The sequence below is a fragment of the Dehalococcoidia bacterium genome (assembly GCA_022451965.1).
Taxonomy (GTDB): Bacteria; Chloroflexota; Dehalococcoidia; order Lucifugimonadales; family Lucifugimonadaceae; genus TMED-70.
The window spans coordinates 62830-77404 of record JAKUNJ010000007.1; the positions used below are offsets into that span (position 1 = coordinate 62830).

The 14575-nt window shown below is 31.7% G+C and carries 12 protein-coding genes; 7 read left to right on the top strand and 5 right to left on the bottom strand.

Going from position 1 to position 14575, the window contains the following annotated elements; genetic code table 11:
* The first annotated feature begins 56 nt into the window (after nt 1-56).
* The 3 genes from MK083_05015 (at nt 57) to MK083_05025 (ending at nt 3214) form a co-directional block, all read left to right on the top strand.
* Complete coding sequence (locus MK083_05015; GenBank protein MCH2673814.1) at nt 57-1340, top strand: homoserine dehydrogenase; 1284 nt, start codon at nt 57-59, stop codon at nt 1338-1340.
* 251 nt (nt 1341-1591) lie between these two features.
* Nucleotides 1592-2605 carry an IMP dehydrogenase gene (locus MK083_05020; protein ID MCH2673815.1) on the top strand — a complete coding sequence of 338 codons (1014 nt, stop codon included), beginning with the start codon at nt 1592-1594 and terminating at the stop codon, nt 2603-2605.
* A gap of 75 nt (nt 2606-2680) precedes the next feature.
* A complete protein-coding gene (locus MK083_05025) occupies nt 2681-3214 on the top strand; it encodes a redoxin domain-containing protein (GenBank protein MCH2673816.1) in 534 nt (177 codons plus the stop codon).
* Between the two features lie 77 nt (nt 3215-3291).
* On the opposite strand, the gene MK083_05030 is transcribed toward MK083_05025, so the two are convergent.
* From MK083_05030 to MK083_05045, 4 genes are read right to left on the bottom strand one after another with little or no spacing between them, the layout of a single operon-like run.
* Nucleotides 3292-4419, bottom strand: coding sequence for a mandelate racemase/muconate lactonizing enzyme family protein (locus tag MK083_05030; protein MCH2673817.1), 1128 nt, complete (start codon nt 4417-4419; stop codon nt 3292-3294).
* Between the two features lie 15 nt (nt 4420-4434).
* Nucleotides 4435-5685 carry a Gfo/Idh/MocA family oxidoreductase gene (locus tag MK083_05035; GenBank protein ID MCH2673818.1) on the bottom strand — a complete coding sequence of 417 codons (1251 nt, stop codon included), beginning with the start codon at nt 5683-5685 and terminating at the stop codon, nt 4435-4437.
* A gap of 24 nt (nt 5686-5709) precedes the next feature.
* Complete coding sequence (locus MK083_05040; protein MCH2673819.1) at nt 5710-6495, bottom strand: SDR family oxidoreductase; 786 nt, start codon at nt 6493-6495, stop codon at nt 5710-5712.
* A gap of 9 nt (nt 6496-6504) precedes the next feature.
* Nucleotides 6505-7404, bottom strand: a complete 900-nt coding sequence (locus MK083_05045; GenBank protein ID MCH2673820.1) for an SMP-30/gluconolactonase/LRE family protein — start codon at nt 7402-7404, stop codon at nt 6505-6507.
* Between the two features lie 91 nt (nt 7405-7495).
* Between MK083_05045 and MK083_05050 the strand changes: the two genes are divergently transcribed.
* Entirely contained in the window at nt 7496-8293 is a 798-nt protein-coding gene (locus tag MK083_05050) for a glucose 1-dehydrogenase (GenBank protein MCH2673821.1), read from the top strand.
* On the opposite strand, the gene MK083_05055 is transcribed toward MK083_05050, so the two are convergent.
* Complete coding sequence (locus tag MK083_05055; protein MCH2673822.1) at nt 8281-9357, bottom strand: DUF4432 family protein; 1077 nt, start codon at nt 9355-9357, stop codon at nt 8281-8283. The two genes, MK083_05050 and MK083_05055, sit on opposite strands and share 13 nt — an antisense overlap.
* 124 nt (nt 9358-9481) lie before the next feature.
* Between MK083_05055 and MK083_05060 the strand changes: the two genes are divergently transcribed.
* From MK083_05060 to hemH, 3 genes are all read left to right on the top strand, one after another.
* Nucleotides 9482-10903 (top strand): DNA photolyase family protein, encoded by a 1422-nt coding sequence (locus MK083_05060; protein ID MCH2673823.1) that lies wholly within the window; start codon nt 9482-9484, stop codon nt 10901-10903.
* A 116-nt stretch (nt 10904-11019) separates the two neighbouring features.
* Nucleotides 11020-13374, top strand: coding sequence for an MMPL family transporter (locus MK083_05065; protein MCH2673824.1), 2355 nt, complete (start codon nt 11020-11022; stop codon nt 13372-13374).
* Nucleotides 13375-13456: 82 nt separating this feature from the next.
* Entirely contained in the window at nt 13457-14554 is a 1098-nt protein-coding gene (gene hemH, locus MK083_05070) for a ferrochelatase (GenBank protein ID MCH2673825.1), read from the top strand.
* Nucleotides 14555-14575: the final 21 nt, after the last annotated feature.

Below are 14575 nucleotides of genomic sequence, written 5' to 3' on the forward strand. Positions count from 1 at the left end.
AAAAGATAAATAATCTTTGTGTTTGCAACCCACTTGGAGAAAATAGGAAATTACTTATGAAAATAATAAATATTGGAATACTAGGATTCGGAAATATTGGAAAAGAATTATTTGTATCTTTGACAGATAAAATTGCTTTGATAGAAGAGACGAGCGGTTATAAATTAAACATCTCTAAAGTTTTAGTTAAAGAAATCAACAAAAAAAGAGATATTGATATAAATAAAGAATTAATTACTAATGACCCAGAAGAAATAATAAGTAATAAAGATATATCTATAGTAATAGAATTGATGGGAGGAGCCGAAAACGCATATCCTTTTGTAAAAAAGGCATTGCAGTCAAAAAAATCTATTATAACTGCTAATAAAGATTTGATAGCTACTTATGGGACTGAACTATTTAGTTTGGCTAAAGAAAATAAAGTTTCTATATTTTTTGAAGCTGCTGTAGCGTCAGGAACTCCTATTATTTCAACATTGATGAGAGATTTATCAGCCACAAATATATCTTCTATCAGAGGAATAATTAATGGAACCAGTAACTTTATTTTATCTGAAATGGAAGAGAAGCAATCAGAATTTAAAGATGCCTTAAAATTAGCCCAAAATTTAGGATATGCTGAACCTGATCCATCAAATGACATCACAGGGCTTGATGCTTGTTATAAACTTGCTATCTTAACATCATTAGCATTTAATACTGAAATTACATTTGAAGATATTTTTGTTGAAGGAATAGAAACAATTGAAAAGGAAGATTTTGATTATGCTAAAGAATTAGGTTACACCATAAAATTACTAGGTATTACAGAAAATCAAGATAATAATTTATTATGTAGGGTCCATCCAGTATTACTAAGCTTGAAAGCGCCATTAGCAAAAATATTAGGTCCAAATAATGCTATTGAAATAAAAGATACAATGCTAGGAGAATTGATTATTCAAGGACCAGGAGCAGGTCCCTCCCCAACAGCTTCTGCAGTATTAAATGACCTAGTTTATCTGCTTAATAATCTGTCGAATTTGTCGGTAACTCTTCCAAAAATCTATAATAAAACGAAAATGGAGAATATAGATATTCTAAATTCTAAATTTTTCTTACGATTTGAGGTAATAGATCAACCTGGAGTTTTAGCAAAAATGTCTAACATTTTTGGTGAAGAAAAAATTTCAATTGCATCAGTTATTCAAAAAGAAAATAAATCTTTACAAAATGGTGCTGAATTAGTTTTTATGACTCATGAGTCATCTCAATCTTCAATTGATAAATCATTAAAAAAGTTGCATAGTCTTGATTGTGTAAATAAAGTAATCAATGTTCTAAGGGTTCAAGATTAAGATATGAATTCTTCTAATATTTTTTGTTCTATAGTTATTTTAATAAATACAAAGTATGAAAAAATATAGTTAATATTTAAATTCTTTCATTTTGTTATTTATTTCCTTGAGTTTTATCTAAGCTTGGGTACTATTTGAATAGTATGAATTAGAAAGATTATACTCACTTGAGGAATAGAAGGCTATATGTTTGTTCAATGGTAAAAAAGTCGATTTATTTCTGATTTTGTAACATTATAAAATAAAAAATTATGTTTTATTCAAAAGAAAAAAAATTAAATTTTAAAGATGTGCTTATAGTTCCAAAGTTATCAAAACTTAATTCAAGAAAAGATGTTTTTCTTGATACAAAAATAATTTTTCCTGTTTCAGGCATAAACTGGGAAGGAGTGCCAATAATGGCATCAAATATGGATTATGTTGGGACATTTGAAATGGGTTTAAGTCTGCAAAAATTTCATATGACTAATGCTGTTAGTAAGTTCTACAGTTTAGATGCTTGGATCAATTCTATAAATAAAGGACTAGATCTTAATTACAACTTTATGACATTTGGATTAGAAAAAGTTTCTAATGTTTATGAAATTATTTCATCAATATCTCAAAAAACTAATAAAAATCTTAGCGCTATTGTTTTTGATATTCCAAATGGGTACATTGAAAAATTTTCTTCACTTATAAAGGAAACAAGAAAGGAATTTCCAAAGTTAGGAATTATAGCTGGAAATGTTGTAACTCCTGAAGGAATTAAGCAACTTATGGATTCAGGAGCAGATGGAGTAAAAGTTGGAATTGGCTCAGGAGGAGTTTGTGACACAACTGAAACAACAGGTATAGGGTACCCTCAATTATCTGCAGTCATAGAATGTAGTGAAGAAATAAAGAATTACAATGGATTCGTTGTTTCAGATGGAGGAGTAAAAATTACTGGAGATATTTCAAAAGCTTTCGCAGCGGGTGCAGGATTTGTAATGTTGGGATCTCTGTTAGCTGCTCATAAAGAAAGCATGGCTCCAATTATTCGGAAAGATAATAAAAATTACAGAGAACTTTATGGTATGAGTTCAGCTCAAGCTATGACTAAGCATTATGGTGGTGTTGCAGACTACAGAACATCAGAAGGAAAGTTAATACTTGTTGAAGATAGGGGCCCAGTAAAAATTACTCTAAATAATATTTTAGGAGCACTCAGATCAACTTGTACTTATATCGACGCAAAAAATATTGGAGAAATTTATCAAAATTCAAGCTTCGTATTAATTTAAAAGGCTTGTTGTAAATAACAGACATTTAACAATAATGTAATTTGTATGTAAAACAAATAATGTAAATTTTTATGTATGAAAATAAATATAGGCGATAAATTAGATGATATTAAACTTCCTTCAGTAGATGGTTCTAGTTTTTCTCTCCATAGCCTCAGAGGTAAAAAAGTTCTTCTAACATTTTATAGATTTGCAAGATGTCCCATGTGTAATCTTCGCATAAATGAAATTATCAAAAGATATGATGAATTGGGAAATGATTTTGCAATGGTTGGCATCTTTGATTCTAAAATTAGTAACCTACAAAAAGCTATGAGTAGGCATGATTTATCATTTACAATATTAGCTGACGAAAATTATGAATATTTTGAAAAATATGAAGTAAAAACATCTTGGTGGGGTGTAATCAAGGCATCTCTTACTAGATTCAATAGATTTAATAAAGCACTTTTCGTTAAAGGTTATGTCCCTTTTCCAATTAAAGGTCATTTCAACACCCTTCCTGTTGACATACTAATTGATGAAAAAGGTGTTGTATCTGATGTTAAGTATGGTGAAGATATAGGAGATCATTTTTCATTTGAAAAGATTAAGAGCTTTTCATCTTAAGAAGTAACCATTTCTATCTCAATGAATATTTCTGCATAGCTTTATAATAAATTAAATGAAACAAAGCATATAAAATACTATTGTAAAGCTACGCTTCCATCTTCTCTAATAGGAGGAGGTATTTTTGCGGGATCAAAGCTGTGTATTTTAGGTGCATTATCATTAAATAATATTCCAAGTCCTGGTTTTTCAGATGGTATGTACCATCCATTTTCAAGTTTCATTATTTCATCTGTCATATCTCTTCTAGGAGGTATATCTTCTTGAACTGATTCTTGTACATCCCAAGATTGTGAAGATACCCCAAGAGCAATACACGCAGATGTAGCGATTGGTCCCTGAAAATTATGAGGAGAAATCTTTATATGATGGGCTTCAGCAATTGTAGCTATTTTTTTTACTCCAGTTATTCCACCTGCTACTGCAATATCAGGCTTAAAAAAAGCTGGTTTTGCTAATTGAGCATATTCTCTAAACTCCCATATTCCCATATTTCTTTCTCCTATAGCTAAAGGCAGTTTCATTTTTTTTGAGACTTCTCCCATAGCTAATACAGAATCAGGAACAATAGGATCTTCAATGAAATAAGGTCTTAGTGGGGCAACTTCTTCACAAAAAGCTATAGCTTCATGAGGTTGCATATTTCTGTGAATCTCTATTCCAATATCAAAATCCCATCCGACTGTTTCTCTAACTGCTCGGACACTATCTAATGCAAAACTAATCATTTTGGTATAGTTCATTTCTGCCCATTCCTTAGCCATAGGAGTAAATTTTAAAGCACTGAAACCTTGTTTCATTACTTTTTTGGCTCCAACTGCAAATTCATCAGGAGTATTACCGGAAATTCCTTGAGCAATAGCTCTAACCTTATTTCTAGTCTTTCCACCAAGTAAATTCCAAACTGGAGATTGTAATCTTTTACCTTTTATATCCCATAAAGCCATATCTATTGCACTTATAGCTCCACCTATACTATTGCCTCTGAAAGCAGAATTATATCTCCATAAGTATGACCAAATGAACTCGATATTATCTGCATCCATGCCTATTAGTTCATCTCTAAAACCATGAATTGTAGCCTCTGCAGCTTTTGGATAAGACCAATAACAAGATTCACCTATTCCTTCTATGCCATCTTCAGTAGTTACTTTTACAACTAGGAAACGAGAAACAAAGAACGTTTCAATCTTTTCAATCTTCAATTTTTTCTCACTTTCTTAAATTTTCCAGTATTTATTAATACTTGATTCGTAAACTGATGTTTTTTCATTTTCTATTTCTTCAATAGTAACTGGTCTTCCTAGAATTGAGGATTCTAAAGCAGCGTTACATACAGCCAAATCTTTTCTTCCAACGTATGCATCTACTTCTGGTTGAGTACCTTCAGCTATACATTGACCAAGTTCGTAATATTCTAGAGCTACTAAAAATCTGTCTGCATCTTCAAAAGGTGTTTTATAAAATCCTAATCTATCAGAACCAAACAACCTTGCAGGTAGCTCTTCAAGATGAAAATCAGGGACAAGATCTAAAACCTCATTTCCAGAATATGAGTCGGATCCATCTAGAGTTACATTAAGAGGATCTCCTCTACGTTGTTTAGCGGGTGTTATAGACCCTTTACTTCCGTAAATCATACTATAGTCTATTTCTTTACCGTGGGCAGCAAAAAATGATGTCCACTGACCAATAGCTCCATTCTTGAATTTAATAGTTGAAATAACCATATCTTCAGCTGTAGATTCTATTTCTTCAGGTACTTCATCAATCCAATGATCATAAAAATTAGCAACCCCTATTTTTTCACCCTTAAATCTTTTAGTTTCCCAAATTTTAGAAACTGCAAATACTTCTTCAATCTCACCAAGGTAATACATCATTTGGTCTACTGTATGAACTCCAGCGTCTACAAAAATTCCACCAATATTTTTATAATGTCTCCATGGCCATATGATTATGTTATTTCCTCCACGTGCTGATCCTTGAATAAAACTATACGGTTCTCCAATTATTCCTTTCTCAATAATAGCTTTATTTAATCGACACATAGGGTCTCTTCTTTCTTGTTCTCCTACGCTCAGCACTTTACCACTTTTTTTCCATGCTTTTATTACACGATTGCAACCTCTTATAGTAAGAGATAATGGCTTTTCACAAAGAACGTTATAACCAAGTTCAAATGCTTGTTCGGCGACTAAGTGATGAGATCCTGAATCTGTGGTTATATCAATAGCCTGAATATCAGGTCTATTTTTTTTCATTAGCTCCATAGAATCGAAAACCTCTGGTCTTTTATTAAGAATTTCTTCAGCCAAATCTGCAAGATGATTTGCATTCTCTTTTCTTATGTCACAAACTGCTACTAGTTCCACATTAGACATACCGCTTTCATATAGAGCATTAAGCGCTCTTAGATGTCTGCCACCCATGCCACCTGCTCCTATAATAGCTATTGGTATCTTTATCATAAATTATCTCTTTCCTTATTATTATTAGTCATGAAACTTTTGTGAAGCAATCATTCCTCCGTCTACTAATATAGTTTCACCATTAACATATTGCCCAAGTTCTGATGAAAGATATAAAACAGCATTTGCAATATCGCTGGGTAAACCACCTTTTCCAGAGGGAACAAATCTCTTAAAGTCTTTGGGGTTATGAGGTGGACCATCAATTGAATCATCAGATAATTCAGGTAGTCTATTAGAAATTGCACCTGGAGCTATACAATTTGCTGTTATGTTTTTACCAGCAAGATCTGCTGCAATCCCTTTTACCATTCTTCTAAGACCCATTTTTGCTGTCCCATAAGCAGTCCAATTTGGCATTGCAATGTAAGAGTGAACACTTGAAAGACAGATTATCCTACCGCCTTTTCCACTTGAGATCATCTCATTTGCAGCTCTTTGTGAAGCAAAAAAGTATCCCTTGAGAGATAGATTCATCATTCTATCCCAATAAATTTCATCTGTTTCAAAAAAAGGTCTTTGTTGATCTGGAAATATGGCATTATTTATCAATATATCAATTTGAGCATGAGCTTTCAAAAATGAATCAAATACTTCATTGATACCAGTAAGACTACTTACATCACCTTTATGAAAACTTGATTTAGACTTTTTAGAAATTATACTAAGTAATTTTTTTGTGTAATCATCATCAACAATATCATTTATACCTACTTCAGCACCTTCATTTGCTAGGGTAATAGCAATTCCTCTTCCTATTCCTTTCCTTGCTCCTGTTATTAGAACCTTTTTGCCGTCTAGTAATCCCATAATAATCTCCTAAAATTTTGTACTATATTCTAACTTTCCTTGAATATCTAAAGTTACTTTGAACAAATCTCCACCACGATATGCTTTGTGATTATATCCTTTTGGCTCTGAACCAATTGGAGCTTCTCCTGTACCTGAAAAAGCGGTACTAACATATAATTCATTCAAATCTTCGCCTCCAAACATTGGGCATGAGGTTTGAGTTGCAGGAAAAATAATTTCTCTTTCCAATTTTCCATCTGGATCAAATCTCATTACCTTTGAACTAAACCAAATAGCAGACCATATATAACCTTCAGAATCCACTGTCATGCCATCGACGATACCTATTGAATCATCGTTCAAATTAATAAATACTTTTTTATTAGTTATTGATTTTTTTTGTTTATTATAATCCCATTTATATATAAGTTTTCTCAGTGAATCAGTGCTATAGAAAGTTGATTCATCAGGAGAAAAACCCATTCCGTTACAAAGCTTTACGCCTTCATCTATTACATCTATTGAATTATTAGGATTAATTCTAAAAACAACATCATTACTCCAGTTTGAAGCATCAGTACCACAATAAAAACTTCCATCTGGACCTGCAGTAGCATCATTAATTCTAATATTTATTTGCGTTCCGTCAATTTTTCCACTTTTCAATAATTTGTAATTTTTACCTAGATCCCACAAGTAAATACCTTCCCATGATCCTAGAATTATTCCTCCACTCTCATTAAATCTGAACCCACCAATATTTATACCATCATGTATTATTTCATTAGTTTTTTTATTAGGATCATATCTATATAATTTTCCCCCTGAGATATCCGTCCAATAAATTTTTTTTTCTTTTGAGTTCCATACTGGACCTTCCCCAACATTAGCATTGGGAGAAGCAACTTTTTCAATATGATAATCCATAAAACCTCATTACTTGAATATGAATTTTATATTATCAGGATATATCACTATCGTGTATACTTTTTGAAGAATAATCTAAGAAAGGTAAATTATGGGTGATCTCAATAATAAAGTTGCAATTGTTACTGGTGGTGCACAAGGAATAGGAAAGGGAATAGTTGATATATTTTCAATGGATGGAGCCAAAGTTTGTATTGCAGATATTTCAAAAGAGCACGGTAATAATGCTGTAAGAGATATTACTAAAAGAGGGGGAGAGGCATTCTTTGTAGAGGCTAATTTTCAGAATTCTCAAACACCTGAAAAAGTGGTGGAATCATGCATGAATTATTTTGGTTCAATAGAAATTTTAGTAAATAATGTTGGTATCCAGCCTCCAAGTTCCTATAAAAATGTTGAAGAAACTTCAGAGGAAATTTGGGACGCAGTTATAAATGTTAACTTAAAAAGTTATTTTCTAATGTCAAAATATTCTATTCCCTATATGAAAAAAAATGGTAGAGGATCAATCATAAACATAGCAAGTGTTCAGGGTTTACAATCACAAAAGCTAGTACCACCATATGCAGCTAGTAAGGGAGGTGTTTTATCACTCACTAGGCAGATGTCTTTAGACTATATCAGTAGCAACATAAGGATTAACGCAATAAATCCCGGAACATTTAATACACCCATGGTCAGAAATTCTATTTCGGGAAATATTGAGGAAAGTATTGATCTTTTTGGAAGCGATATTCCAATTGGAAGAGTTGGTGATCCAAAAGAAATTGGTCATGTAGCCTCGTTTCTTGCAAGCGAAAAATCTTCATTTATATCAGGTGAATACATAAATGTAGACGGAGGAATTATGGCAAAAGGGGGATGGGATTCTGATCTTCAGGGAGAATAATTAAAAGGATTATCACCATTCGAGTATTTAGAAAAAATTCCTGCCTTGATTTTTGCTTTGATAGTTTCTCCAGCTTTGACAATATAGGCTGATCCATTATTTTCAGCTTGTTCTACTCCTCCATTATGCCAACTAGTGCATGGTTCTAATCCTGCGTTGTAGCATCTACCATACCATGGATATCCGTATCCTCCTCCAAAATTTCTCCAGTACCATATGTACTTAAATAAATCTTTTGGAAATTCTACACCCCAAGTCAATTGCAAATCATTATTTGTTATTGCGTACCAACCATCAGTTAAGTTTGTAAAGTATGCCATATCTAAGGATCTATCTTGCTTACCAGGTATTTTTCTTAGGTCATTTTTAGTTCCATCTTTCATTTCAATATATGGCCACTTTCCCTTATAATTAGGTTTAAGTTTGGATGATTTGTCTGCATCAACAGGATGAGACAATACTGTACACTCAGGAATTGACAGAGAACATTTATCTGAAAGGAATGATCCACCTATAGCAATGTGTTCAAGCCACACAATATTTAGATCTTCTTCTGCAAAATTAGAAACTTCTTGATATATTTCTATAAAAGTATCTTCATCACTTAAGGAAATAATCCTCTTGATTTCAAATGGACTTCTCAAACTTCTTGTTGTGAATTCTACAATACATTTTTTATTTGAATCCTGAACTATTTTTGTATCCCATGGGATGTTATTAACATCACCATGAATTCCAAAATCAGCTCCATAATATTTACTTGGATATCCACCATGTGGCACAACACTTTGCCAACCACCTTCATAATAATCTAACCAAACTGAAGCTCCATCACCAGTTGAAGGAACATTATTCTTGGGATTTCTTATACCCCATGGTGTCTTGAACATAAATTCTGTATCTGAAGATTTATGAACAAAACTGGATATATCTGCTCCCTTATCAGCAAGGATTTCTAAACGAATATTTTTATTTTCTAAAATTACTGTTTTTAATCCTCTAAAAGTCCATGCATCAGACACTCTCACTCCTTCTGACCTTTCTTCCCTATAATTAGTTCCCATAAATATTTCCTTGTTTCTGATTTAGTATGTGATAATAATACAAAACTTATTTATTAATGGTTAAGTTTATTTGACTTTTTTCTTTTCAAAGAATTTATTTAATATAAAAGTTTAGAATAGTAGTATGAATACGTATGATGACTTATCTGTTTATTGGCTTAGGCAAGATCTTAGGCTAACTGATAATCCAGCTCTAACAAAATCTCTTGAATCAAATAATGTTCTTGTAATCTACATTTTAGATGATATTAATTCTAAAGATAATAAAATGGGAGGATCAAGTAGGTGGTGGCTACACAGATCCTTAGAAAATCTAAATGAGAAGCTAGATAATAAAATATCATTTTATTCTGGAAACCCTTCAGACATTTTTTCTGAACTTACATCAAGACTAAATATTAAGAAAGTATATTGGAACAGATGCTATGAACCATGGAGAATTAAAAGAGATATTGTGCTAAAAAAACTTTTGTTAGACAAGGGTATAAAAGTTAACTCATACAACTCAAATTTACTATGGGAACCTAATCAAATACTTAAATCTGATAAAACTCCATACAAGGTTTTTACTCCTTATTACAGAAAAGGTTGCCTAAATCATTCATCTCCTAGAATGCCTATTAATAAGCCAAACTTAGAAAATATAATAAAGGATGAGAAAAATAACAATTTAGAAGATTTGTGCCTTTTGGACAAATTTAAGTGGTACTCAAAATTTGAAAATCTTTGGACTCCTGGTGAAGATTCTGCTTATTTAAAGTTTAATAAATTCTTAGAAAATGGCTTAAATGGTTACAGAAATGGTAGAAACTTTCCAGAAAAAGAAAATGTTTCTCAGTTATCTCCACATCTTCATTTTGGAGAAATATCTCCAAATCAAATCTGGTATGAATTAGATGAAAAATTTAATAATTATCCAGAAAAAGATATCAACCATTTTAAGAGTGAACTAGGTTGGAGAGAATTCTCATATTATCTAAATTTTCATTTTCCTGATTTAAATAATAAAAATCTACAAACAAAATTTGATGCTTTTCCTTGGGAAAATGATTCAAAGCTATTAAATGCTTGGAAAAAAGGTGTTACAGGATATCCTATAGTTGATGCAGGGATGAGAGAGCTTTGGCAAACAGGGTATATGCATAATAGAGTAAGAATGATAGTTGGTTCCTTTTTAGTAAAGAATTTGTTAATAGATTGGAAAAAAGGTGAAAGATGGTTTTGGGATTGCCTAATTGATGCAGATCTTGCCAGTAATTCTGCCAGTTGGCAGTGGGTTGCAGGAACTGGAGCAGATGCAGCTCCATACTTCAGAATTTTCAATCCAATATTACAAGGATCAAAATTTGATCCAAATGGAAATTACACAAGAAAATTCATCCCAGAATTGAATAAAGTTCCTGTAAAATATCTGTTTAATCCCTGGGATGCACCAAAAGATTTATTATTAGAAGCAGGAGTAATTTTAGGTGTCAATTATCCAAAACCAATAGTTGATATTAAGGATTCAAGAAATAAAGCTCTTGAATCTTTCTCTATGTTATAGTTTGTTGTAATAAATATCTGACATTTATCATTACAAAAAAAAGTTCATATAATTTTCACATATCTTTTATAAAATGGTTTCAAATTCATTAAATATAACTGTATTAAGGAATTAAGATGTCATTACAATCTTTGGTAAGTTTCTGCGCTAGAAGACCATTTGTAACTGTTGGAATTTGGGTATTACTAATGATTTCTTCAGGATTACTTTCTCAAAATTATTTAGATAGCGCATTGAGTGGCGGTCAAGGTGCTACTCAAGATCAAGAATTTAGGCTTGCTCAGAAGTTAAAAGATGAAAAAATGAATGATCTGAATCCACAACAACAACAGTCTTCAGGATCCTCTGGTATGGAAGACAATCTATTAGTAGTAACCTCTAATGTTTATACATTTCCTTCTGACGAGTATTTTACTTCACTAAATGGATTCTTTAATAAAATACAATCTGAAATTGACAAATTTGAAGTTGACCAAAATATTGGTAAAGTTGAAGATTATCAGATTAATCCCTCCCAAGATGGAACAACAATAATGATATCCGCACCTTTCGTTAGAGGCGAACTTGTTGGTCCACTAATACATGTCACTGAAGATTTTTCAGATGATAATTTTCAATATTATTTTATTGGATTTGAATCTATTCAATATTCATTTGCACATATAGCAGAAAAAGACTTAATAACAGGTGAAACTATAGGAATCTCTGTAGCATTAATAATATTAGCTCTTGTATTTGGTTCGGTAACTTCAGCGATAATACCGGTTATTCTAGCAGTAGTGGCAATTTTTGTTTCTATTGGTGCAGTTTCTGTAATAGGTCAGATAGTTGATTTAAATGATTTTGTGCCCAATATTATGACTATGATGGGTCTAGCTGTTGGGATTGATTATTGTTTGTTCATATTATCAAGATATAGAGAAGAAAGAGCAAATGGATTTGAAAAATACGATGCAATTATAAACTCAGGGAGTACTGCAGGAAGAGCTGTTTTGTTCAGTGGATTAACTGTAGTACTTGCATTAGTTGGAATGTTTATAATACCTGAAAAAACTTTTCAGGCATTTGGAGTGGGAGCTATCGTAGTAGTTTTTGTTGCAGTAATGGCAGGAATTACCATACTTCCTGCAATAATTGGTATTTTAGGAGATAGAGTCAACAGTTTTGGCGTACCCAAAGGATTAACTATAATTCTCTACATCATTGGTTTTTTGATTGTGGCTTTTACTCAAGACTTAGGCCCAATATTATTATTAGTTTCTGGTGCTGTAATGTCATTGCTAATTTTATTATCAATATTAAGAAAAAGAGGTTTAAATATTAGTTTCTTCAATCCTGATAAAAGTAGTGAAACAGAAGGAGGCTTTTGGAATCTAATTACTCTTCAAGTAATGAAAAGGCCATATATCAGTATGTCTATTGCAGCAGGCTTTCTAATAATACTTTCTTATTTTTATTTCGATTTAGAAAAGGGCACTAGTGGTATTTCAGTTTTGCCTGATGATGAACCTGTCAAGGTTGGATTTAATCTTTTGGATGAAAAATTTGGATTTGGTTCAAATGCTCCCGCCACAATAATGATAGATGCAGATATGAATTCTGAAAAAATTACATCATCAATAAATAAAATCGAACAAAGCTTAATTGAAGATGCAGGCTTTTTACCTCCTGAAGTATTGATTGAACCATCAGTTAATTTTGCCGAATTGACATCAATGATACCTGGTGACCCTCAAAATCAAATTTCATTAAATTCAATAAAGCGTCTTAGAAATGAAATAATTCCATCTGCTTTTGATGGAATACCTTCATCAGAGTATACAATTTACGTCGGTGGACAGTCAGCTGAAGTAGTAGATTCTGTTGAAATGACAGATGAATATTTCCCTATCGTCCTGGGATTAGTTCTTTCATTGAGTTTAGTACTATTATTGTTTGCATTTAGGTCAATAACAATTTCAATAGCTTCAATAATAATGAATTTGCTTTCTGTAGGAGCTTCCTATGGTTTGTTAGTCTTAGTTTTTCAGAAAGGATTTATGATAGATATATTTGGATTTGAGCAGGTAGATCAGCTTGAATTTTGGCTACCATTGTTTATGTTCAGTATACTTTTTGGATTATCCATGGATTATCACGTTTTTATGCTAAGTCGTATAAAAGAACATTTTGATGAAACGGGCTCATCAGATGAATCTGTAGCTTTTGGTCTGAGAAAAACAGCAAGTATCATTACAGGTGCAGCTTTGATAATGGTTGCTGTTTTTGGAGGTTTTGCTTTAGGTGAGCTTGCATTTTTTCAGTCAATGGGATTTGGGCTAGGAGCAGCAGTACTAATTGATGCAACAGTTGTAAGATCAATTCTAGTTCCAAGTGTAATGAAGTTACTGGGAACAAATGCTTGGTATTTGCCAAAGTTCTTAAATTGGTTACCGAATATATCTATTGAGGGTAATATAAATAAAAATTAAAAAAGACATTTTTTACAGTTTTTTTTATTTCAAATCCTTAATAAAATTAAAGAAAACTCGAATTTAGTTTTCAGGAGATAAATTGGTTGCTACAAAGAAAAATGGATATCTAATATTAAATACAGGCACACCTGATGAACCGAGTATTCCTGCTCTTAGAAGATATTTGAAAGAGTTCTTATCAGATCCAGATATGCTTGATTATCCGTCTACAAGGCCTGAAGAAATTTCAAAAGGATTTGATAAAGTCAAAAATAGAATTGCATCTGTTCTCAGATGGACAATAGTTAATCTTATTGTAGTACCTTTTAGACCTGCTAAAATTCAACATAAATACCAAGGTATATGGACAGATGAAGGATCTCCTTTATTAGTAAATACTGTTAAATTTACTGAAAAATTAAAAAAGTATGTTGATGGAAATATTGAGATAGGAATGAGATATGGTAACCCTTCAATTGAAAGTGCCATAAAAAAATTAAAAGCAAGTGGAACTGAAAAACTTTTTTTAGTTTCTATGTTTCCACAATATGCCGAAGCTACTTCAGGTTCAACATTTACTGAAATATATAGAGTATTAAAAGCAGAAAACTTTGATCCTGAAATCATAAAAGTTGAACATTATTATAATGAAGATTTTTACCTAAAATCATTAGCAAAAAGTATAATTGAATCTGAAGAATATAAAAATAGTGAATATTTACTATTTAGTTTTCATGGTCTACCAGTAAGACATCTAAAAAAAGCAGATCTTTCTCAATCTCATTGCCAAAAAATAGATAATTGTTGCGAAAAGGTTAGTAAAAATAATGAATTTTGTTACAAATCTCATTGTGTAAAAACAATTATGAAACTTGCAGATATAATTGATCCGGATAAACCATTTAAGGTATGTTATCAAAGTACATTTGGACCAGAGCAATGGATTCAACCTAATATTGTTGACGTACTTGAAGATTTAGCTAATAAAGGTATAAAGAAAGTTTCTGTAGCTTGTCCATCTTTCACAGCAGATTGTTTAGAAACTTTAGAAGAAATTGCAGTCGAAAATCATGAAGATTTTGAAAAAAATGGTGGTGACTCGGTTAAATTAATACCAAGTTTAAATGATAACGATGATTGGGTTAAAGGTTTTGCTGGTTATCTTCAAGATAAAGAGTTTGAATTTTCTAGAAAATAATTCCTTTGTCATAAAAATTAA